This is a genomic window from Pseudocitrobacter vendiensis, assembly GCF_943590815.1.
In the GTDB taxonomy this organism is placed as follows: Bacteria; Pseudomonadota; Gammaproteobacteria; order Enterobacterales; family Enterobacteriaceae; genus Pseudocitrobacter; species Pseudocitrobacter vendiensis.
Genome location: NZ_CALSBS010000003.1, coordinates 276,473 through 297,195, shown reverse-complemented (window position 1 = coordinate 297,195; position 20,723 = coordinate 276,473). Strand labels below are relative to the sequence as shown.

The 20,723-nt window shown below is 53.9% G+C and carries 16 protein-coding genes and 1 tRNA gene; 8 read left to right on the top strand and 9 right to left on the bottom strand.

The window, feature by feature from the left end:
- The 6 genes from dppB to NMC31_RS05965 form a co-directional block, all read right to left on the bottom strand.
- Positions 1 to 1,020, bottom strand: coding sequence for a dipeptide ABC transporter permease DppB (dppB, locus tag NMC31_RS05990; RefSeq protein ID WP_149463623.1), 1,020 nt, complete (start codon positions 1,018 to 1,020; stop codon positions 1 to 3).
- Between the two features lie 168 nt (positions 1,021 to 1,188).
- Entirely contained in the window at positions 1,189 to 2,796 is a 1,608-nt protein-coding gene (gene dppA / locus NMC31_RS05985; RefSeq protein WP_253897286.1) for a dipeptide ABC transporter periplasmic-binding protein DppA, read from the bottom strand.
- A 795-nt stretch (positions 2,797 to 3,591) separates the two neighbouring features.
- Positions 3,592 to 3,668 (bottom strand) — tRNA-Pro (locus NMC31_RS05980).
- 91 nt (positions 3,669 to 3,759) lie between these two features.
- On the bottom strand, positions 3,760 to 5,451 hold the full coding sequence (gene eptB / locus NMC31_RS05975) for a kdo(2)-lipid A phosphoethanolamine 7''-transferase (RefSeq protein ID WP_253897285.1): 1,692 nt from the start codon (positions 5,449 to 5,451) through the stop codon (positions 3,760 to 3,762).
- 253 nt (positions 5,452 to 5,704) lie between these two features.
- Entirely contained in the window at positions 5,705 to 6,910 is a 1,206-nt protein-coding gene (locus tag NMC31_RS05970) for an L-lactate MFS transporter (protein ID WP_015962561.1), read from the bottom strand.
- A 177-nt stretch (positions 6,911 to 7,087) separates the two neighbouring features.
- Complete coding sequence (locus NMC31_RS05965; RefSeq protein WP_253897284.1) at positions 7,088 to 7,786, bottom strand: autotransporter domain-containing protein; 699 nt, start codon at positions 7,784 to 7,786, stop codon at positions 7,088 to 7,090.
- 153 nt (positions 7,787 to 7,939) lie between these two features.
- Here NMC31_RS05965 and tag point away from each other — a divergent pair, with 153 nt between their 5' ends.
- Both tag and NMC31_RS05955 read left to right on the top strand, forming a co-directional pair.
- Positions 7,940 to 8,521, top strand: a complete 582-nt coding sequence (gene tag, locus NMC31_RS05960; protein ID WP_149463824.1) for a DNA-3-methyladenine glycosylase I — start codon at positions 7,940 to 7,942, stop codon at positions 8,519 to 8,521.
- Positions 8,499 to 8,945: an N-acetyltransferase gene (locus NMC31_RS05955; protein WP_149463627.1), complete on the top strand. Its 447-nt coding sequence runs from the start codon at positions 8,499 to 8,501 to the stop codon at positions 8,943 to 8,945. Before tag ends, NMC31_RS05955 begins: the two co-directional genes overlap by 23 nt.
- Here NMC31_RS05955 and NMC31_RS05950 read toward each other — a convergent pair.
- Entirely contained in the window at positions 8,908 to 11,187 is a 2,280-nt protein-coding gene (locus NMC31_RS05950; RefSeq protein WP_436649739.1) for a molybdopterin guanine dinucleotide-containing S/N-oxide reductase, read from the bottom strand. The genes NMC31_RS05955 and NMC31_RS05950 overlap by 38 nt on opposite strands.
- 221 nt (positions 11,188 to 11,408) lie before the next feature.
- Here NMC31_RS05950 and NMC31_RS05945 point away from each other — a divergent pair, with 221 nt between their 5' ends.
- The 6 genes from NMC31_RS05945 (at position 11,409) to ghrB (ending at position 17,508) form a co-directional block, all read left to right on the top strand.
- Complete coding sequence (locus tag NMC31_RS05945) at positions 11,409 to 12,071, top strand: OmpA family lipoprotein (protein WP_015962556.1); 663 nt, start codon at positions 11,409 to 11,411, stop codon at positions 12,069 to 12,071.
- Positions 12,072 to 12,166: 95 nt separating this feature from the next.
- Complete coding sequence (locus tag NMC31_RS05940) at positions 12,167 to 13,183, top strand: LacI family DNA-binding transcriptional regulator (protein ID WP_149463629.1); 1,017 nt, start codon at positions 12,167 to 12,169, stop codon at positions 13,181 to 13,183.
- A 100-nt stretch (positions 13,184 to 13,283) separates the two neighbouring features.
- Positions 13,284 to 14,033 (top strand): sugar phosphate isomerase/epimerase family protein, encoded by a 750-nt coding sequence (locus NMC31_RS05935; protein ID WP_149463630.1) that lies wholly within the window; start codon positions 13,284 to 13,286, stop codon positions 14,031 to 14,033.
- A 3-nt stretch (positions 14,034 to 14,036) separates the two neighbouring features.
- On the top strand, positions 14,037 to 14,975 hold the full coding sequence (locus tag NMC31_RS05930; protein ID WP_253897282.1) for a sugar kinase: 939 nt from the start codon (positions 14,037 to 14,039) through the stop codon (positions 14,973 to 14,975).
- Positions 14,976 to 15,231: 256 nt separating this feature from the next.
- Positions 15,232 to 16,512: an MFS transporter gene (locus NMC31_RS05925; protein ID WP_149463632.1), complete on the top strand. Its 1,281-nt coding sequence runs from the start codon at positions 15,232 to 15,234 to the stop codon at positions 16,510 to 16,512.
- 21 nt (positions 16,513 to 16,533) lie between these two features.
- Entirely contained in the window at positions 16,534 to 17,508 is a 975-nt protein-coding gene (gene ghrB, locus NMC31_RS05920) for a glyoxylate/hydroxypyruvate reductase GhrB (protein WP_253897281.1), read from the top strand.
- A gap of 77 nt (positions 17,509 to 17,585) precedes the next feature.
- On the opposite strand, the gene NMC31_RS05915 is transcribed toward ghrB, so the two are convergent.
- On the bottom strand, positions 17,586 to 18,956 hold the full coding sequence (locus tag NMC31_RS05915) for a CehA/McbA family metallohydrolase (protein ID WP_253897280.1): 1,371 nt from the start codon (positions 18,954 to 18,956) through the stop codon (positions 17,586 to 17,588).
- Entirely contained in the window at positions 18,956 to 20,605 is a 1,650-nt protein-coding gene (locus tag NMC31_RS05910; protein ID WP_253897279.1) for a PTS transporter subunit EIIC, read from the bottom strand. The genes NMC31_RS05915 and NMC31_RS05910 overlap by 1 nt, the downstream gene beginning before the upstream one ends.
- Positions 20,606 to 20,723 lie beyond the last annotated feature (118 nt).

Genomic DNA, 20,723 nt, shown 5'->3' with positions numbered 1-20,723 from the left:
TTACTTCTTATGCCGAATACGCGGGTTCACCACGCCATAGAGGAGATCAACCAGCAGGTTGACGAGGATAATCATCGTCGCAACCAGCAGCACACCGCCCTGTACCACCGGGTAGTCGCGGCGCTGCAAGGCGTCGATTAACCAGCGGCCCAGCCCCGGCCAGGAGAAAATGGTTTCCGTCAGGATGGCCCCTGCCAGCAACGTCCCCACCTGCAAGCCGATAACGGTCACCACCGGCAGCATGGCGTTACGCAACGCGTGCACCACGATGACCCGCATGCGGGTCAGCCCTTTGGCGCGCGCGGTACGGATGTAATCTTCACCTAATACTTCCAGCATGGAAGAACGCGTCATACGCACAATCACCGCCAGCGGGATGGTCCCCAGCACGATGGCTGGCAAAATCATATGCGCCACCGCGTCAATAAAGTTGCCCTCTTCGCCCCAGATAGCGGTATCTATCAGCATAAAACCGGTTAGCGGGTTCGAGTCATCAAGGAACACCATGTCGCTCACGCGCCCTGAAACCGGCGTCAGGTTCCACTGCACCGAGACCAGCATAATCAGCATCATGCCCCACCAGAAGATAGGCATGGAGTAGCCGGTCAACGCCAGGCCAACCGCAGTGTGATCGAAGATAGAGCCGCGCTTCACCGCAGCCAGCACACCCACCGGGATACCCACGGCAACGGCGAACATCATGGCGCAGATACCAAGTTCCAGCGTCGCTTTAAAACGCGGCACGAACTCGTCCCACACCGGGAGACGGCTTTTCAGCGAGATCCCTAAATCACCGTGCAACACGCCCCAGATATAGTGGAGGTACTGCTGCCACATCGGCTTATCAAGGCCGAGTGCTGCCAACAGTTCGGCATGGCGTTCAGGGGAGATACCACGCTCGCCCGCCATAATCATCACCGGGTCGCCGGGGATCATATGGACAAACGCAAACGTGAGAAGGGTAATACCGATAAACGTGGGGATGACGAGTCCCAAACGTCGGAGAATAAACTGCAACATAACCCGGATTCTCTCTAGTGACACTCAGCCTGGAACTGGGTGTCTGTATTGCTCACAAATCCTGGCCCGCACGTACACTGCCACGGGCTAAGTATTACGCCGGATGGCGCTGCGCTTATCCGGCCTACAGGTGCAGGTGAGGACAGGCGCAGCAATCCAGCTTTTTAATTATTCGATGGAGACGTTGTCGAAGTGGTGTTTGCCCAACGGATCGACTACATAGCCTTTGACTTCTTTACGCACCGGCTCGTATACGGTGGAGTGAGCGATGATCAGTGCCGGAGCCTGGTCATGCATCACCACCTGAGCCTGTTTGTACAGTTCAATACGCTTGTTGTGATCGTCGGTGGCGCGTGCCGGCTGAATCAGGTCTTCAAACGGCTTATAGCACCATTTCGAGTAGTTGGAGCCTTGCTCTGAGGCCGCACAGCTAAACAGGGTGGCGAAGAAGTTATCCGGGTCCCCGTTGTCGCCGGTCCAGCCCATCATCACCGTCTGGTGTTCACCCGCTTTGGCGCGTTTCAGGTACTCGCCCCACTCATAGGTAACGATGTTGGCTTTCACGCCCACTTTCGCCCAGTCAGCCTGAATCATCTCAGCCATACGGCGAGCGTTCGGGTTATAGGGACGCTGAACCGGCATTGCCCACAGGTCGATGGTGAAACCGTCTGCATGGCCTGCTTCTTTCAGCAGCGCTTTGGCTTTTTCAGGATCGTAACTGTAGTCTTTAACGTCGTCGTTATAGCCCCACATGGTTGGCGGGATCAGGTTTTTCGCGGCTACGCCAGCGCCCTGATAAACAGCTTTGATGATCGCTTCTTTGTTCACCGCGTAGGTCAGCGCCTGGCGAACTTTCACTTCATCGAGCGGCTTTTTCTGCACGTTGTAGGAGAGATAGCCCACGTTCAGGCCTGCCTGCTCGTGCAGGGTAATATTTTTATCCTGCTTCATGCGTGCGATGTCCGCCGGGTTCGGATACGGCATCACCTGGCATTCGTTCTTCTGCAGTTTGGCGTAACGCACGGAAGCGTCAGGCGTGATGGAGAAGACCAGACGGTCGATCTGCGGCTTGGTGCCCCAATAGCCCGGGAAGGCTTTGTAGAGAATACGGGAGTCTTTCTGGTACTGCTGCAGCTGGAATGGTCCGGTACCGATTGGGTTCAGGTCGACTTTATCCGGCGTACCGGCTTTCAGCATGTTGTCAGCATATTCTTTTGACAAAATAGAGGCGAAGTCCATTGCCAGGTCAGCAAGGAACGGCGCTTCCGGGCGAGTCAGGATGAACTGAACCGTGTGATCGTCGACTTTTTTCACTTCGCTAATCAGCTCCGGCAGGCCCATGCCTTCGAAGTATTCATAGCTGCCGCCAGAAATTTTATGGTACGGGTTCTGGTCGTTTTTCTGACGATCGAATGAGAACACAACGTCATCGGCGTTAAAGTCGCGCGTCGGTTTGAAATCTTTGCTGTCCTGCCACTTCACACCGTTACGCAGGTGGAAGGTGTAGGTTTTGCCATCTTCGCTGACTTCCCACTTTTCAGCAAGGCCAGGGATAACTTCGGTAGTACCGGTTTTGAATTCCACCAGACGGTTATAGATTGGCACCGAGCTGGCGTCATAGGTGGTTCCCGAGGTAAAGAGCTGTGGGTTAAAGCCTTCCGGCGAGCCTTCAGAACAATAAACCAGGGTTTTGGCCTGCACGCCCGCTGCGACGGTCATCGCCACCAGGCTGAGACCAAGCTTCAGCATCCCTGACTTCTTCAAGGAAATACTCATTATTGTGCTCCAGGTTATGTGTGTTGTGTTGTTGTTATTCCGCCAGCCTTTATTTGTTTTTTAACCGGTCTGGTCGGTAGTGCCCGAAGGCGTTACAGGGGATGGAGATTCCTTTCAGGTGAGCGTGTGAGTTGCAGCGCAGATCCTCCCTGAAATGCCCCTCGTGCCCTACAATCTGTCAACAGAATGTGAAAACGTCAATACACTCATCCGGGATTTACAACGAGGGTGAGAATTGGCAGGCAAAGATTAAAAAAACTCCAGAGCGGTATTTTCAGCAGAGAAATTTATGCTACTCGCCACGAGCCAGAGTTTTGTTCTTGATATTTCCGGGTGGTCAGTGATTAACGTTTAATCACATTATGAAAAAATAATCACAGAACGGTGATTATCTGAGCGATAAATACCGCGAACGTTAAAACGCACAGGGGAAAATGCTGAGGTTATCCATAAGCAACGAAAAAAAAGATCTGACTATGTATAAAAAAAAGCAATGGAATAGGTCACAAAATGGAGAGGTCGCGGTGATTCAGATGCGTAAAGGGCCTTATGTGTGATCGTCGCACGCTGTTGCCCTCACCCCGGCCCTCTCCCACAGGGAGAGGGAGAAAAGCGGCACGAACCTAAACCTGCGTGCAATTGGTCCCCTCTCCCTCACGGGGAGGCAGAAAACCAGCGCTAACCTTAAACTTGCATGCAATCGGTCCCCTCTCCCTCAGGGAGAGGGCTAGGGTGAGGGTTGTCTTCAAACACCAGACGCAAAAAAGCCCGCTCAAAGAGCGGGCTTTTCAAATTTGGTCGGTGATAGAGGATTCGAACCTCCGACCCCTTCGTCCCGAACGAAGTGCGCTACCAGGCTGCGCCAATCACCGAATGCGGGGCGCATCTTACTGCTGTGATGCATCCCCGTCAATCCCTTACCTTAAAAAAGCCATTCGTTCGGCGAGAAACTCGCCATCCCGGTTAATTCGTGGCTTTCTTGCTGGCATCCGGGATGTGACACCAGTTGTTATTCTCGTTAATCCCGCCGTTTGGCGAGGTGTAACCAAGGCAGCCCATAATGGTGTCATACAGCTCGACATGACGACGCGGCTGCTTCATATCCGCTTCCTTCTTCAACTGGGCAAAGGCCGCAGCATTCGAGGGATTCTCCAGATATTTATCCGACATCCACACCATCATCGGCACGCGGAACTGCTCCGGCGGGGCCATATGGCGTGGGGTGCCATGCAGGTGCTCGCGTTCTTCAATCGACTCACCGTGGTCAGAGGCGTAGAACACGATCGCTTTCTTATCGCGCACCTGATCGATAATGTTATCGATAAAATGATCGACATAGGTGATGGAGTTATCAAACGAGTTGATCATCAGGTCTTTCGGACACTTACGATCGACGGCATAACACTCTGGCCCCCACTTAGCGAATGCGCGTGGGTAACGCTGAGTATAGTTGTAATGCGACCCTTTAGTGTGCAACACAATCAGGTGTTTACCCTGCGGGTTATCATCCAGCGAACGCTGAACTTCGCTCGACAGCAGCATATCGTCCACGGCTTTACCCCGGTTACGCGGTTCAGCGGCGATCTGCTCACGGTAGGCGATGTTATCCGCCATCGTGTTGGTGTAGAACCACATCTCGCTCTGCATCGCATACAGATCAGAACTGAAACCTAACTGCTTAAGCACCGCAAAGACGTTCTGCTCTTTGAGCGTACGCTGCGGATTATCTTCCGCCCCACCTTCACGCACAAACATGCAGCGCAGCGACAACTTGGTCGCGGTGTCACAGGAGTAACCACGGTACATCACCAGGTTCTTCTCTTTAGAGAGTTTTGGCGTAGTGTCGCGTTCGTAACCCAGCATCCCCATGTGATCCCAGCGAGTGGTTTCGCCGATGATAAAAATCACATAGATATCGTCGAGGTTTTGCGTCGGCGTATAGGTGAATTTCTTAACCGGATTCATCAGCGATTTGTTATCCGATGACTCATCCACCTGGGCAAAAGCGTAAAGCCCCAGCGCTGAGAGCCAGTTAGACGGCAGGTAGGAGTTGGCCAGTACGCCACCGTAGCTCGGCATATCCACGCCTGCGATACGGTCATCACGCTTCTGGCGCGTATCAAGAAAACGAACGGGGCCCCAGACCATCAGGCCGGCCAGCAGCACGACCAGCACGCTGCGCCAGCGCTGTTTCGGGGTGCGAATCTGACGCCACAGCGTCATGTTGCTGCCGTTAAACCAGATGAGGAACAGCGGAATAGCGCTTATCAGCACCACTGAGATAACCAGTGTCCAGCCAACCACTTCTTTTGACAGATCGATATCCGTCGTCATCACCGACGCGACAATGCCGTAGCCAATCATGACGTTCATGGTGGTCATGTAATAACAGGCGCCAGCGGAGATCAGCACCAGCAACGACGCCAGTACCTGCCAGACCCGTCTACCGAGTAACGACAGAACACGCAGCAAGAAGAAGCAGATCAGAACGGCGGCAAGCATCTCTACGATAGCCGCAACGCCTTTCCAGAAAGTGAGGTCCTGAGCGTAGCCTTCAAAGCGACGCAGGAAGACTGAGGCATTCATAAACAGACCGATGTAGACCGCCAGCAGCCAGCACAGCGTCTGCTGAGACATCGTTTTTAAATATCGCATGCAAATAACCCTGAAAAAAGGGAACAACAGATCAGCGCTATACCATCCGGGTACGCGCATCAGGCAAATTGTGCGGAAGTAATAGAGTCCATTCGGTACACGCGCGGCTAAGTAGACCACAGTCAGAGGGAAAAGTGGCAATGATGTGTGTTTTGGCTACAGATATTTACAAAAAAGCAAGTGCGGTAGCGGACAAAAGAGGGGTTAAAAACAGCAAAAGAGGAGCATAGCTCCTCTTTTTTCGGACTTGCAATTAGTGCGCGTGAATCTGGCGCAGTGTTGGCTGGGCCGGCTGACGAATCGTGGTAGACAGCGCCAGCGAGATAATCAGCAGAGCGAAGATAACGCAGAAGGTCACGTAGAAGCCGCCGAACAGTGAGGCAATCAACGAACCGCAGATGCTGCCGATACCGAAACCTAAGTAAATCACACCGTAGTTTTTCGCCAGATTGTTCAGACCGAAGAACTCACTCACCAGCGATGGGAACACGGTGATGGTACCGCCGAAGTTAAAGGCCACACAGGCGATGGCGGCGAAGAAGGTGGTGGCATTAAGCGGAGCGAAGAGCAGCGCGGCCATCCCCACCAGCGAAATCACCTGACCGATAGTAATGACACGGATACGGGAGATTTTATCGGACAGGATACCCAGCACCAGACGACCGCTCAGGTTAGCAATAGAGATGATGGTCACTGCGTTCGCCGCCGTAGCGATATCCAGATGTACCATGCCCTGGGCAATATCTTTCGCCACACCAATGACATACAGGCCGCTCATGCAGGCAGTCAGGAACATCACCGCCAGCATCCAGTACTGTGGTTTACGCATGGACTGCGCCAGAGTGAAGTCATTTTCGACCACGCCGTTAACGCTTTTCACTTCCTGCTGCGGCGCATCGGTCATCAGCATCGCGCCGAAGACGATCATCACCAGTACAATCGCGCCCCAAATCATGAAGGTTTTTTCCAGGCCGACAGTTTCCAGCAGGTGGCTGTCGATGAATTTAAAACCGAGGCTGCCTAAACCGTAAGAACCGATAGCAAACGCGGAAATCAGCCCTTTACGTTCCGGGAACCATTTCACGCAGTTGGAGAGCGTCAGCAGATAGCCCGCGCCGTCGGCGAGGCCAACCAGCACACCTGCGCTCAGCCACAGCATCATCAGGCTGTTAGAGTGCGCCGTCAGGAAAAAGCCGACGCCCAGCAAAATCCCGGAAGCCATGGTGACGCGTTTTACGCCAAAACGTTCCTGTAATTTGCCGGCCACAGAGGACGAAAGCGCGAGGCCAAGACTTAATAAACCGAAGGAGAAAGCGACCTGGCTGACCGGCGCATCCAGCTTGCTCGAGAGCGAACTGTTAAACAGACTCCAGGTGTAAACTGACCCCAGCGCGAACTGGGTAATGATGGTGCCGATAAGCGTCAGCCAGCGAGTATGATTTTGAGTTGCAGCGTTCATGATGAAGATGCCTTCTTGAATTAACTGCGGCTACGATAACGAAACCCGCGTATTCCATGGGGGAAAAAGGCATGAAGTGCGTTGAGGACGGAATGAAATGCACTGAGAGTGGAATGAATGACATTGCGTGCAGCTTATGCCCGATGGCGCGGTCTGTCGCCCGCGCCATCCGACAATCTAAAAGCGAGCGCTCACCCCCATGGTATAGAGGTAGTTGGAACCGGTGGTCATGTTGTCCGCCTGCGACAGAGCCGCATACGCAGCAACATGTTGATTAAGAAACATATCAGCCCCCAGCGTCACATCGACCCAGTTGCCTTCCTGATTGGTGCCCGGCATGCGATTAAGGCCGGACTGGGCTTTCCACTGATTTTCGCCATACTGTTGGTTATAACTGACCTGCGCCCACGGATGAACCCCCCACCAGGAGCGGGAGTCCACTCGCCAGCCCAGCGTACTGATGCTGGCATGCCACATTGGGTCGGTATAACTGCCATTATCACCCGAGTCATTAAACACAGAGGCAGGCGAGCCATCGTAACGCCATGCAGCAACCGGCCCGGTCGTCAGGCCCGCGGTCAGCGGCATGTTCCAGCCAATGCTCATTGATTTGGTCGCGTCCAGCGGCGTCTCGTCCGGCATCGTCATCGCCAGACCGGGCCCATCGCTGGCAGCCTTGATACGTTCCGCCAGAATATCGTCATAGCGCGGTTGGTGATCGCTATCCCATGTATAGCGTTCAGCGGTACGACTTTCTGTGTCAGTCACGATATATTCTTGCTGCCAGGCGTGCGCCGAAGCTGCAAATAATAAGCAAATAAAGACAGGCGCCGTCAAAACACCTGGTCGAAAGCCAGTGCATTTCTTATCAATCATTCAAGCGACTCCAGAAAAGAGCCGAACCCGGCGATATTGTTATGTTTTTAGGGGGTGTGTATCCCTGTATTAAATATTGTCTTTTTATTTCTGGCGTCAAGCATGATTTGCAGGTTTTATTATCAGGTCAGGACCATGAAACAGGAGAAGGGTATGCAGCGTTGTGGTTGGGTCAGTCAGGACCCACTCTATATCGACTATCACGACAAGGAGTGGGGCGTTGCGCAGAAAGACGGGCAGCAGCTATTTGAAATGATTTGCCTTGAAGGCCAGCAGGCCGGGCTTTCGTGGATAACGGTACTTAAGAAACGCGAAAACTACCGTCACGCTTTCCACCATTTCGACCCGCGCAAGGTTGCGGCCATGACGGAAGAAGATGTTGAGCGGCTGGTGCTGGATGCCGGAATTATTCGCCATCGCGGGAAAATTCAGGCCATCATTGGTAACGCACGCGCGTATCTGGCGATGGAAGAGAATGGCGAGCCCTTTGTCGATTTCGTCTGGTCGTTCGTGGATAACACGCCCATCGTCACCCAGGCGGCAGAGCTCTCCGGCATTCCTACATCGACGCCCGCCTCCGATGCCTTATCAAAAGCGCTGAAAAAACGTGGCTTTAAATTTGTCGGCACGACCATTTGCTACTCCTTTATGCAGGCGTGCGGGCTGGTGAACGATCACGTAACGGGCTGTTTCTGCCATCCCGGAGGCCAGCATGATCCGCAAGTGGACAGCTAAATCTCTCGACCCGGTGCTCACGCTGTGGCTGGAAAGCACCACCTTCGCGCATCCTTTTATTGATGAGCAGTACTGGCACGACAGCCTCGCGCTGGTACGCGACGTTTACCTACCGGCGGCACAAACCTGGGTGTGGGAAGAAAATGATACCCTGTTGGGGTTTATCAGCGTGATGGATAACCAGTTTGTTGGGGCGTTGTTCGTGGCACCGCAGGCGCTGCATCGCGGCATTGGCAGCGCGCTGCTCAACGAAGTTAAGCAGCGCTACCCGATGTTAAGCCTGGAGGTGTATCAGAAAAATGGCCGCGCGGTGAATTTCTACCATGCGCTCGGCTTTCGCATTGAAGACGGCGCATGGCAGGAGGAGACCAAACATCCCACCTGGATTATGCGTTGGCAGGCGGATCAAACGCCGTTAGCGTAAGCGCCGGGCCGCTGTATTTCTCTACCCACGCCAGCGCCGTATTGCCCGCGCAGCCATTCCCCAGCTTCGAGCTGGGGAGGTCTTTGGTCAGTACGTTGACTGCACCGTTTTTACAGATGCCCCCGGCCTTAAGATCCAGATCCGGCCATGCGCCTTCATGCAGGCACATCACGCCAGGCTTTATGCCATCGCTCACCACCGCGCCCGCCAGCACCTGCCCGCGGTGATTCCATACGCGCACCACATCGCCATCCTGAATATTTCGTGCACGCGCATCCTGCGGATGCAGGGTAAGCGGTTCACGCCCCGCGACCGCATACTGCTCGCGCAGGGACGTATGGTTGAGCTGGCTGTGCAGGCGATGCGCCGGATGCGCGGAGAGCAACTGCAACTGCTGCGGCTCGGCATTACCGTGCCATTCATCCGGTTCCAGCCACATCGGATGCGGCGGACAATCGGCATAGTTGAAGCTGGCGATACGTTCAGAATAAATTTCGATTTTCCCGCTCGGTGTTTTCAACGGATTGGCCTGCGGATCGGCACGGAAGGCCGCGAAACGGACAAACTGCGCGTTTTGTTCGCTGGTCGGCATTTCGATTAGCTGATTCGCCTGCCAGAAATCTGTAAACGGCGGCAGCGTAACCTGCTGGCTGGCGCCCCGCTCTGCGGCGATGCGATAGAACGTTTCCAGCCATTGCAGGTCACTTTTGCCTTCGGTGAAACGCTCACGCCCACCCGTTTCCCAGCGCTCACTCAGCTCAGCAAATACCTCAAAATCATCGCGCGCTTCACCCCGTGGCATCACCACGCGCTTCATCGGCACCAGGTGCTGATTACTGTAATCACCGGTCATAGTCAGATCGTTGCGCTCAAAAGAGGTGGTGGCGGGCAGAACAATATCGGCATGACGCGCCGCCGCCGTCCAGTTGCACTCGGAAATCACCACCAGCTCCGGGCGCTGCCAGGCACGAATTAAGCGGTTGGTGTCCTGATGATGGGTAAAGTTAGCCCCACCCGCCCACCAGACAAAACGGATATCCGGGAAGTGCCTGTCCATGCCGTTGTGCTGATACGGTGCGCCGGGGTTTTCCAGTGCCTCGACAATCCGCGCGACGGGAATTTTATCAACCGCATCCACTCCCCCTTTTACCGCGCCCTGCATCGACGCCAGCACGGCTGCGCGGCGCGTCGGGTTGCCGCCGTTGGCAAAGTGATAGGAGAGCCCAAAGCCCCCGCCCGGCGTACCGATTTGCCCCAGCATGGCGGCGAGCGTCACCACCATCCAGTGCTTTTGTTCGCCGAACTGCTGACGCTGCATGCCCCAGCCCGCCATTAACATGGTGGTATTTTCGCGGAACAGTTTCGCCAGTTCACGGATTTTAGCCGCACTTACGCCACAAATGGCTGATGCCCATTCGGCGGTTTTCGGCTGATTGTCGCGCTCACCGAGCAAGTATTTTGCAAATGTGTCGAATCCGGTCGTACAGCGTGCGAGGAATTGCGCATCATGCCAGTCGTTTTCCACCAGCGTATGGGCAATGCCAAGCATCATCGCCACGTCAGTGCCCATGTGTGGCGCAATCCATTCCATCGACTCGCCGAAGAAATCAACCGTTTCCGATCGCATCGGATCGATGCAGATCAGGCGCTTGCCGCTTTTGCGCAGTTGTTCAAAGTAAGGAATGCCTTGTTCATCCGAAGCATTCCAGGCAATTTTCAGGGTATTCAGCGGGTTGGCACTCCACAGCACCACCACGTCCGTATGCTCCAGCACCAGCGGCCAGCTGGTTTGCTGCTGATACACTTCGTTGCCGCCGACCACGTGCGGCATGATGGCCTGTGCCGCGCCGGTCGAGTAATCCCCCAGGTGCCCGGTGTAACCGCCCGCCAGGCTCATATAGCGCTGTAGCAGCGTCGCCGCTTTGTGGAGCACGCCATTGGATCGCCAGCCGTAGGAACCGGCAAAAATTGAGGACGGTCCATACGTTTCGCGAATACGTTTGTGCTGCGCGTGTATGAGATCCAGCGCCTCGTCCCAGCTCACCCGCACGAATTCATCCTGCCCGCGCACCCCCTTAGGTGACGCTGGCGAGGCCAGATAGCCTTTGCGCACCATCGGGTAACGTACCCGCGTTTTACTGTGCACCTGATCGCGCACGGCGCTTTGCAAAGAGTTAACAAACGAGGTTTCAAGCGCCCCGCGCGAGGAAAAAACGGTTTCACCGTCCGTCTCGACAAGCATGGGGCCCCAGTGGGCGGCAGTTAAGATGGTGTGCGTTTTCGCTGTAGTAGCCAAAGCGTGCTCCTGAGTATTCGATGCAGGTGTTGTGGTGATGAATTAACCATCACTCATTATTTTTTACATAAATCGGAGTTATAGAGGGAATTTTCCGCTTCTTTCCACGTCATAATCAACCGTCACGGTCACCGTGGCAAAGAATAAAAAAGGATTAAGGAATTAAGATGAAAAAAAGCGTACTGATGATTGCTGCCGTTGTGAGCGGAGCTCTGGCAGTTTCTGGCTGCACCACTAACCCTTATACCGGTGAGCGCGAAGCGGGCAAATCCGGCATTGGCGCCGGGATCGGCTCTCTGGTCGGGGCGGGCGTTGGCGCACTCTCTTCGTCGAAGAAAGATCGCGGTAAAGGTGCATTGATTGGTGCGGCAGCAGGCGCGGCCCTCGGCGGCGGCGTCGGTTACTACATGGATGTGCAGGAAGCCAAACTGCGCGATAAAATGCAGGGAACGGGCGTCAGCGTGACGCGAAATGGCGACAACATCGTGTTAAACATGCCGAGCAATGTCACCTTCGACAGCAGCAGCGCAACGCTGAAACCGGCGGGCGCAAATACCCTGACCGGCGTGGCGATGGTACTGAAAGAGTATGAAAAAACCGCGGTAAATGTGATTGGCTACACCGACAGCACCGGCGGCCAGGACCTGAATATGCGACTGTCTCAGCAGCGTGCTGATTCCGTCGCCAGCTCGCTGATTACTCAGGGCGTAGCGGCAACACGTATTCGCACCAGCGGGATGGGCCCGGCTAATCCTATCGCCAGCAACAGCACCGAAGCAGGCAAAGCGCAGAACCGTCGCGTTGAAATCACCTTAAGCCCTCTTCAGTAATACAACGGCCCGGTAACGCCTCGTTTACCGGGCAAATCACTTGCTTAGCCAGATTTTCGCGCTAAGGTGTTCTCACTTTGCAAAGAGAGGCATCTATGGCGAAATCAACACGCCCGACTATAAGCGACGTCGCAAAAGCAGCAAAAACCGGTAAAACCAGCATCTCCCGTTACCTTAACGGCGAGAAACATCTGCTTTCCGATGCGCTTCTGGCGCGTATTGAAAACGCCATCGCCGAACTCGATTATCGCCCCAGCCTGATGGCGCGCAGCCTGAAGCGTGGCCGCACTCGCCTGATTGGCCTGATTATCGCCGATATCACCAACCCCTACTCGGTTAACGTGTTAAGCGGTATCGAGGCCGCCTGTCGCGAGAAAGGTTTCACCCCGCTGGTGTGTAACACCAACAACGAGGTCGATCAGGAGCAGCATTACCTCGACCTGCTGCGCAGTTATCAGGTGGAAGGGATTGTGGTCAACGCCGTCGGGATGCGCGAAGAGGCGCTCAATCGCCTGCAACAATCCTCGCTGCCGATGGTCCTCATTGACCGCAAAATTCCCGATTTCGCCTGCGACGTGGTGGGGCTCGATAACACCCAGGCGGCAACGACCGCTACCGAACATCTGATTGACCAGGGCTTCGAAGCCCTGCTGTTTCTCAGCGAACCGCTGGGCACCGTCAATACCCGCCGCGAGCGTCTGGCGGCGTTTAATGCCACGCTGGCGCGCCACCCCGGGGTGCTGGCTGAAAATGCAGAAGTGCCATTGGCCGAAAATGCGCAGCTAGATAACACCCTGCGTCAGTTCCACACACGGTATCGCGGTATGCGCAAAGCGATTATTTCTGCCAACGGCGCGCTCACGCTACAGGTTGCCCGCTCGCTCAAACGCATCGGCTTGAACTGGGGCAGCGACATTGGGCTGCTGGGTTTCGATGAACTCGAATGGGCAGAGCTGGCGGGCGTCGGCATCACCACCCTCAAACAGCCCACCTGGCAGATCGGTTTTGCGGCGGTCGAACAGGTCGTGCGCCGCATCGAAGGCGGTAGCACCGCCATCCATGAACAGGTTTTCTCCGGCGAACTGATTATCAGGGGATCAACCTCCCGTTAACGATCCTTCGTGATGACGATCATAAATTCAACATTCTGAGCTTTTCTTTGGAACCGGTTCCATCTAGCGTATTCACTATACGATGACGCTGGAGTTCTCCATGAAAAGACAAATTATCGTGGTTACCGCCGCTTACGGACATGACCAGGTCCGCGCCGCGGGTGGCCAGGCGGCGATGCTGCCGATAATCGCGAAAGCGGGCGCGGATGGTGTTGAAATCCGCCGCGAGATGTTTAACGACGCCGAACTAAATGCCCTGCCAGAGCTGGCCCGCGCGATAGAAACGCAAAAATTACTGGCCTGCTATTCGGCCCCTGAGCCACTGTTTCTTGCCGACGGCACGCTTAACCCGCACCTTCCCGCCCTGCTCGAAGAAGCCCGCACGCTGAACGCCCTATGGCTGAAAGTCTCCCTTGGCCATTTTGAGCGCAAAGCGCCGCTGGAAACCCTGCGTACCTGGCTGGAAGTCAGCGGCATGGCGTTGGTGGTGGAAAACGACCAAACCGAATGCGGCCAGTTGCCGCCGATGCAGCGTTTCAAAGCCGCCTGCCGTGTACTCAATCTGCCTGTGCGTCTGACCTTTGATATGGGTAACTGGTTGTGGGTGGGGAATTGCCCGCAGGAAGCCGCACAGCAACTGGCTCCGGCCGTGTGCTACATCCACGTTAAAGCGGCGACGCCTCACCATGACAGCTTCCGCGCCGTGCCGCCGGACCCCATCAATACCGACTGGCTGGACGTACTGCGCGCCCTGCCTGCCGACGCGCCGCGTGGAATTGAGTTTCCGCTCGAAGGCAACGACCTGACCGCAGTAACCCGTCGCTATGTCGAACTGTTACGCGAGGATTAAGCAATGAATAAACAACTGGATGTCATCACAATCGGTGAAGCCATGGCAATGTTTGTGGCAACACAAACGGGCGATCTCAGTGAGGTTGAGCAGTTTATCAAACGTGTCGCCGGGGCTGAGCTCAACGTCGCGACCGGGCTGGCGCGCCTGGGTCTGAACGTGGGTTGGGTGAGCCGCGTTGGCAACGACAGCTTCGGCCAGTTCGTGATCAATAGCCTTAAAAAAGAGGGTATTGATGCGACAGGCGTCACCTGCGACGCGCGTTTCGCTACCGGCTTTCAGGTTAAATCTAAGGTCGAAAATGGAACCGATCCCATTGTGGAATACTTCCGTAAAAACTCAGCGGCCAGCCATCTTTCGCTCGGTGACTTCAATGACAATTATTTCGCCAGCGCACGCCATCTACACTTAAGCGGCGTTGCGGCGGCGCTCTCTGACTCGTCCTACGCCCTGCTCGATCACACGGCCCGTACGATGAAAGCGCTGGGCAAAACAATCTCCTTCGATCCGAACCTGCGCCCGGTGCTGTGGAAAAGCGAAGCGGAGATGGTGGAAAAACTCAACCACCTGGCGTTCCAGGCCGACTGGGTTTTACCCGGTTTGAAAGAGGGCATGATTCTGACCGGTCAACAAACGCCGGAAGCTATTGCCGATTTCTATCTGACGCGTGGTGTAAAAGCGGTGGTACTGAAAACCGGTGCAGACGGTGCCTGGTATAAAACCGCAGAGGGCGAAAAAGGCTGCGTCGCGCCAGTAAAAGTCGACAAGGTGGTTGATACGGTGGGCGCGGGCGATGGCTTCGCCGTCGGGGTTATTAGCGCCCTGCTGGAAGGACGCTCACTGCGTGATGCAGTAACCCGCGGAAATAAGATTGGCGCACTGGCCATTCAGGTTCAGGGCGACAGTGAAGGATTACCGACGCGTGAGGCGTTGGGGGAATAGTGCCGTCCCCCTCACCCTAACCCTCTCCCTCAAGGGAGAGGGGATGGAATGTGCACATTATTGGTTTTCCCCCCTTCCTCAAGGCAGAGGAACGGAATGTGCACATTATTGGTTTTCCCCCTTCCTCAAGGCAGGGGAACGGAATGTGCACATTATTGGTTTTCCCCCTCTCCCTGTGGGAGAGGGCCGGGGTGAGGGCACCAGCGCGCACCTTCCCCTAATAACACTCTGACCCTACAACTACAGAGGCAGGACTATGAATAGCTCAACCAATGCAGCCAAACGCTGGTGGTACATCATGCCAATCGTGTTTATCACGTACAGCCTGGCGTACCTCGACCGCGCAAACTTCAGTTTCGCTTCCGCCGCAGGCATTAACGAAGATTTAGGCATCACCAAAGGGATCTCTTCCTTGCTGGGCGCCCTTTTCTTCCTCGGCTACTTCTTCTTCCAGATCCCCGGCGCGATGTATGCGGAACGCCGCAGCGTGCGCAAACTGATTTTCGTCTGCCTTATCCTGTGGGGAGCCTGCGCCTCGCTCACCGGGATGGTCAACAATATTCCAATGCTTGCCGCCATTCGCTTTATTCTCGGCGTGGTGGAAGCGGCGGTGATGCCCGCCATGCTGATTTATATCAGTAACTGGTTCACCAAATCTGAACGCTCGCGCGCCAATACCTTCCTGATACTCGGTAACCCAGTGACGGTGCTGTGGATGTCGGTCGTTTCCGGCTACCTGATTCAGGCGCTCGGCTGGCGTGAAATGTTCATTATCGAAGGCTTCCCGGCCATCATCTGGGCGTTCTGCTGGTGGGTGCTGGTAAAAGACAAACCGGCGCAGGTGGGTTGGTTGTCTGAATCCGAAAAAGCGGCGTTGCAGGCCGAGCTCGATAAAGAGCAGCAGGGCATTAAAGCGGTGCGTAACTACGGCGAAGCGTTCCGTTCCCGCAACGTGATTCTGCTGTGCATGCAGTATTTCGCCTGGAGCATCGGCGTATACGGTTTCGTGCTGTGGCTGCCGTCAATTATTCGCAGCGGTGGCGCAAACCTGGGGATGGTAGAAGTGGGCTGGCTGTCATCTGTGCCGTATCTGGCCGCCACAGCGGCGATGATTCTGGTCTCCTGGGCTTCCGATAAGATGCAGAACCGCAAGCTGTTTGTCTGGCCGCTGCTGCTGATTGCCGGTTTCGCCTTTATCGGCTCATGGGCGGTGGGCGCTAACCACTTCTGGATTTCCTACACTCTGCTGGTTGTCGCCGGTGCCGCAATGTACGCGCCGTATGGCCCGTTCTTTGCCATCATCCCGGAAATGCTGCCGCGCAACGTCGCTGGCGGCGCCATGGCCTTAATCAACAGTATGGGCGCGCTGGGATCGTTCTTTGGCTCCTGGTTCGTCGGCTACCTCAACGGCGCGACCGGTTCGCCGTCCGCCTCTTACATTTTTATGGGAGTGGCACTTTTCGCCTCGGTATGGCTTACTCTGATTGTTAAGCCTGCTAAGAATCAACAACTTCCCGTTGGCGCACGCCACGCTTAAATCACACTTACGGAGAGTCGCATGAAGCCGTCCATTATTCTCTACAAGGCACTGCCTGACGATTTATTGCATCGCCTGGAAGCCCACTTTACCGTTACGCAGGTGCCTAACCTGCGCCCGGAAACCGTCCAACAGCATGCAGAGGTGTTTGCTAACGCCGTCGGCCTGCTGGGCTCCAGCGAAGCCGTTAACGAAGCGCTACTGGAGAAAATGCCGAAGCTGCGTGCGACCTCGACCGTCTCCGTGGGCTATGACAACTTTGATGTCGATGCCCTCAACGCGCGTCACATTCTGCTGATGCATACCCCCACTGTTCTGACGGAAACCGTCGCGGATACGGTGATGGCGCTGATGCTCAGTACCGCGCGCCGGGTGGTGGAAGTCGCCGATCGCGTAAAAGCCGGCGAATGGAAAAAAAGCATCGGGCCGGACTGGTTCGGTACCGATGTGCACCATAAAACGCTGGGTATTGTCGGGATGGGCCGCATCGGTATGGCGCTGGCTCAGCGCGCGCACTGCGGTTTCGGCATGCCGATTCTGTATAACGCTCGCCGCCAGCATCCGCAGGCCGAAGAGCGCTTCAGCGCGCGTTACTGTGACCTCGACACGCTATTGCAGGAATCCGATTTCGTGTGTCTGATCCTGCCACTCAGCGAAGAGACGCATCATCTTTTCGGTAAAGAACAGTTCGCGAAGATGAAATCCTCCGCCATCTTTATCAACGCTGGGCGTGGCCCGGTAGTGGACGAACAGGCGCTCATTGCCGCGCTGCAAGCGGGTGAAATTCATGCCGCCGGGCTGGATGTCTTTGAGAAGGAACCGCTGTCTGTCGATTCCCCTCTGCTGACGCTGCCGAACGTCGTTGCGCTACCACATATTGGCTCTGCCACGCATGAGACGCGCTTTAATATGGCGGCCTGCGCGGTGGATAACCTGATTGATGCGTTGCAGGGAAAAGTTGAGAAGAACTGTGTGAATCCGCAGGTGTTAGGCTAATTATTTCGGGCTCAGAATCGATCATTCTGAGCCCGAAAATGACGTATTGAACAGTAATCAGACGCAAAAACGAATAGCTAATCTTTCTGGGTTAGTAAAAACTGCGCGAGTAGTGCAGCAAACTGGAACACTGACGGTAGGGTTATCCCGCAGTATATCGGTGTCATAAAAAAGACAATTTCTTCGTTCCTGCGGGCCTCCAGACGAATTACATCACCTTTTTGTAAAGAGATATTCCGTATGAACGTTTGAGCATACGTTTCCTCAACACAGTCGCCATTTTTCATTAATCGCCAGGACAGTGCATGCGCGGAACAGCTGGCGGCAAAATTAACCTCTCCAGAGACTTCATCGCCCGGATATATCGTCCGGCCACTCTGCCGTAGATGTAATTGGCAATCGACCTCGTTGCTTATTGTTGTTCTGCCAGCCCTGAGGCCAGCCAATAGCCCGGCAATACTCAGTTCTCTGGAAAATATGGCTGTTGTCGGTTTCCCCAAAGGATAGACACCATTACCGTCAGGTTTATGCGCATCGCTTCCACCGGTCGCCGTCAGCCTAAAACCCTGGTTCCACAAAAAATCGTAAAACCGTATCGCCTTATCGTTATCAATAGGATGCCCTGCAAGATGTGGTGCATTAATGACTTCGAATAAATGTATATCTCGCACATCAAAATCGTGCTGTAACGTCATTCCCTCAGAAAAGGGGTGATTAATGGAAATTAAAACCCCTTCACCACTCAGATCATGAAACAGTTGGGTCAAAATCGTATTTTTTGACACATTCTGCCACGAGAAATAATGGCCGTAATCGATGAGCTTGTTGAAGCCAAACGCGTTGTAATGCACTTCATTGTCCAGCGTGAGTTCCGTTGCCGGAAGCACCAAAAAAGGACGATGAGGTAAACGCGTCGTGATGACTGAATGATCGGTGACCGCCAGATAATCAAAACCGTTGTCCTCTGCACTATCGCAAATATCAGACAACGAAACTCGGCCATCAGAGTAATAACTATGGCAATGGAGATCGCCGCGATACCATTTTTCACCGTGCTGAAGAACACGGTTTGAGCGCTGCGACAACACTGAAAAATTATCCGGCGTCGTCACGCCGGTCGGCGTATCGCCAGGAATGACGTCGAGCACCACGGCCCCCACATGTAGCGCAGGCCTTACGAATGTTATTGTCCAGTTACCCGGCAGGATTTTTCCTGCCAGGGTATTGTTAGAACTTGATGCTGCCGATTCGCTTACGATGAAATGTTTCGTTCGCGTTTTACAGGTCAATAAAGCTCGTGTTTGCTGTTCAGGATCTTTCAACACTAAAAAGAGATGTTCAAAGGGGACATCCGCGAGAAAAATATCAATACATGTTGCATGCTGAACCGTAAAAGTTGCTGACTGCACCTCGAAAGGTTCAGACGAAAACGCGAACCTTATGCGCATTAATGTCCCTCCAGCAATTCACGCACATCAACCGCAATACTGCATACGTTTGGACCGTACACAATCTGGACGCCATTCTTGCCGATACGAACAATACCCATCGCTTCCAGATTCTCTTTCCAGTGACGATCGGGAGCCATCAGCTCAGCATTCACCAGCACAATTCGCAACCGTGAGATGCAGTTATCAACCTCAACGATATTTTCACGTCCGCCTAATGCGGAGATAATTCCTTCGGCCAGAGAACCCTCTGTGCTCGCTTTCTTAATTTCACCACCAGTCGATTTCTTGTTCACTTTTTCGCTGTAATCTTGTTTGGTATATAACCTTATTTCATCATCACTGCCAACATCTTCACGCCCCGGCGTTTGAATATTAAAGCGAGTAATAAGCACTCTGAATAAGGCATAAGAGGCAACAAAAAAAGCAGGGAAAAGATAGAGAAAAGGCCAGATATTGAGCTTTTCCGGTCTAAAAAAGAAGGGTATCCAGTCTTTGATATTACCCTGATAAATCGACACCTTACACAGTTCAGAAAGCACTTCACCTAACGCCGCAAGCGGTGCATAGATAAAGAAATATAACCATGGCGCAATAAACAGAAAAGTAAATAGAATAGGCTCAGTAATACCAAAAACGATGGTAGAGATAACAACTGAAATCAACAAAGCAGCGACTTTTTTCTTATTTTCCTTTCGCGTGGCATGATACATCGCTAACGCAATACCTGGATAAATAGCAAAGTTGATGATGGCATTGCCCCCCATAAATCCGCGAACCAACAGCTTACCTGGTTCAGGTGAGGCAAGTTGCGCCATTTGTATCGCTGACGTACCGGAAACAAGAACGCCATCAACCATTTCCGATCCCCCCAGTTGAGTCCAGCGGATCGGGAGAGAAATCATGGGATGCATACCGAACGGAATCAGAATTTCGTTTACGGCCCGATAAACAAATGTGCCTAACAATCCTGAGTCATGTACGAATCCTGCAAAACTGCCCAGTGTTCCGCCGATAAATGGCCAGCAGACAAAGAAAAATGCCCCCAAAACGCCGCCTGCCAGCAACGAAAGAATAGGCACCGTGCGCGTTCCGGAGAAGAATGATAGCGCCAGCGGGAGCTTCGTATTGTAAAAGCGCGCATGAATAGCGGCGATGCAGAACCCGATTGCCAGACCGCCAAAGACACCCGTCCGATAGCTAAAATAGCCTAATTCAGTCGTGAAAAGCGCCGAGGATTTCGTCGCGTCTATAGCGCTCTGCCCCTGAGCAACGAAACCCGCTATCGTGGTATTTTCGGCATTCAGCCCTTCATTTTTCAGTAAAATAGAAAGGGTCATAAGCATCGACAAGTATGCGACCATTGCAGAAAATGCCGCCCATCCCTGTTCTTTTTTTGCTAATGAAAACGCCACACCAACTGCGTAAAGGATCCCCAGGTTTTTAAAAATAACATCACCGAGCCCTTTAATAACGGTGAAGCATTTATACCATACAGAGTGAGAATAACTTCCCCAATCAAGCCCAAAAGAGTTTATCGTTGTCTCAGAAGTCAGCGCCCCACCCACACCCAATAACAAACCACCAATAGCAACCAGTGATATAGGTACCAGCATCGACTTGCCGTACATTTGCAATCTTTCTTTCATAAGAATCCCTGAAATATAGACACCGAATCATTCGGATTGCCGATTGAGATATCTGTTCCCACGATAAACAAAACATTAATGATATTTATTTATCATTCAAAACAATTAAAGCAATCCA

What these genes read in the sequence shown, in the direction of transcription:
- dppB (WP_149463623.1), bottom strand. Translation starts at nt 1,020, where the DNA reads ATGTTGCAGTTTATTCTCCGACGTTTGGGACTCGTCATCCCCACGTTT.
- NMC31_RS05940 (WP_149463629.1), top strand. Translation starts at nt 12,167, where the DNA reads ATGGCGAAATCAACACGCCCGACTATAAGCGACGTCGCAAAAGCAGCA.
- NMC31_RS05950 (WP_436649739.1), bottom strand. Translation starts at nt 11,187, where the DNA reads ATGCTTGTCGAGACGGACGGTGAAACCGTTTTTTCCTCGCGCGGGGCG.
- NMC31_RS05970 (WP_015962561.1), bottom strand. Translation starts at nt 6,910, where the DNA reads ATGAACGCTGCAACTCAAAATCATACTCGCTGGCTGACGCTTATCGGC.
- NMC31_RS05965 (WP_253897284.1), bottom strand. Translation starts at nt 7,786, where the DNA reads ATGATTGATAAGAAATGCACTGGCTTTCGACCAGGTGTTTTGACGGCG.
- NMC31_RS05930 (WP_253897282.1), top strand. Translation starts at nt 14,037, where the DNA reads ATGAATAAACAACTGGATGTCATCACAATCGGTGAAGCCATGGCAATG.
- tag (WP_149463824.1), top strand. Translation starts at nt 7,940, where the DNA reads ATGCAGCGTTGTGGTTGGGTCAGTCAGGACCCACTCTATATCGACTAT.
- dppA (WP_253897286.1), bottom strand. Translation starts at nt 2,796, where the DNA reads ATGAGTATTTCCTTGAAGAAGTCAGGGATGCTGAAGCTTGGTCTCAGC.
- NMC31_RS05955 (WP_149463627.1), top strand. Translation starts at nt 8,499, where the DNA reads ATGATCCGCAAGTGGACAGCTAAATCTCTCGACCCGGTGCTCACGCTG.
- NMC31_RS05910 (WP_253897279.1), bottom strand. Translation starts at nt 20,605, where the DNA reads ATGAAAGAAAGATTGCAAATGTACGGCAAGTCGATGCTGGTACCTATA.
- NMC31_RS05925 (WP_149463632.1), top strand. Translation starts at nt 15,232, where the DNA reads ATGAATAGCTCAACCAATGCAGCCAAACGCTGGTGGTACATCATGCCA.
- eptB (WP_253897285.1), bottom strand. Translation starts at nt 5,451, where the DNA reads ATGCGATATTTAAAAACGATGTCTCAGCAGACGCTGTGCTGGCTGCTG.
- NMC31_RS05915 (WP_253897280.1), bottom strand. Translation starts at nt 18,956, where the DNA reads ATGCGCATAAGGTTCGCGTTTTCGTCTGAACCTTTCGAGGTGCAGTCA.
- ghrB (WP_253897281.1), top strand. Translation starts at nt 16,534, where the DNA reads ATGAAGCCGTCCATTATTCTCTACAAGGCACTGCCTGACGATTTATTG.
- NMC31_RS05945 (WP_015962556.1), top strand. Translation starts at nt 11,409, where the DNA reads ATGAAAAAAAGCGTACTGATGATTGCTGCCGTTGTGAGCGGAGCTCTG.
- NMC31_RS05935 (WP_149463630.1), top strand. Translation starts at nt 13,284, where the DNA reads ATGAAAAGACAAATTATCGTGGTTACCGCCGCTTACGGACATGACCAG.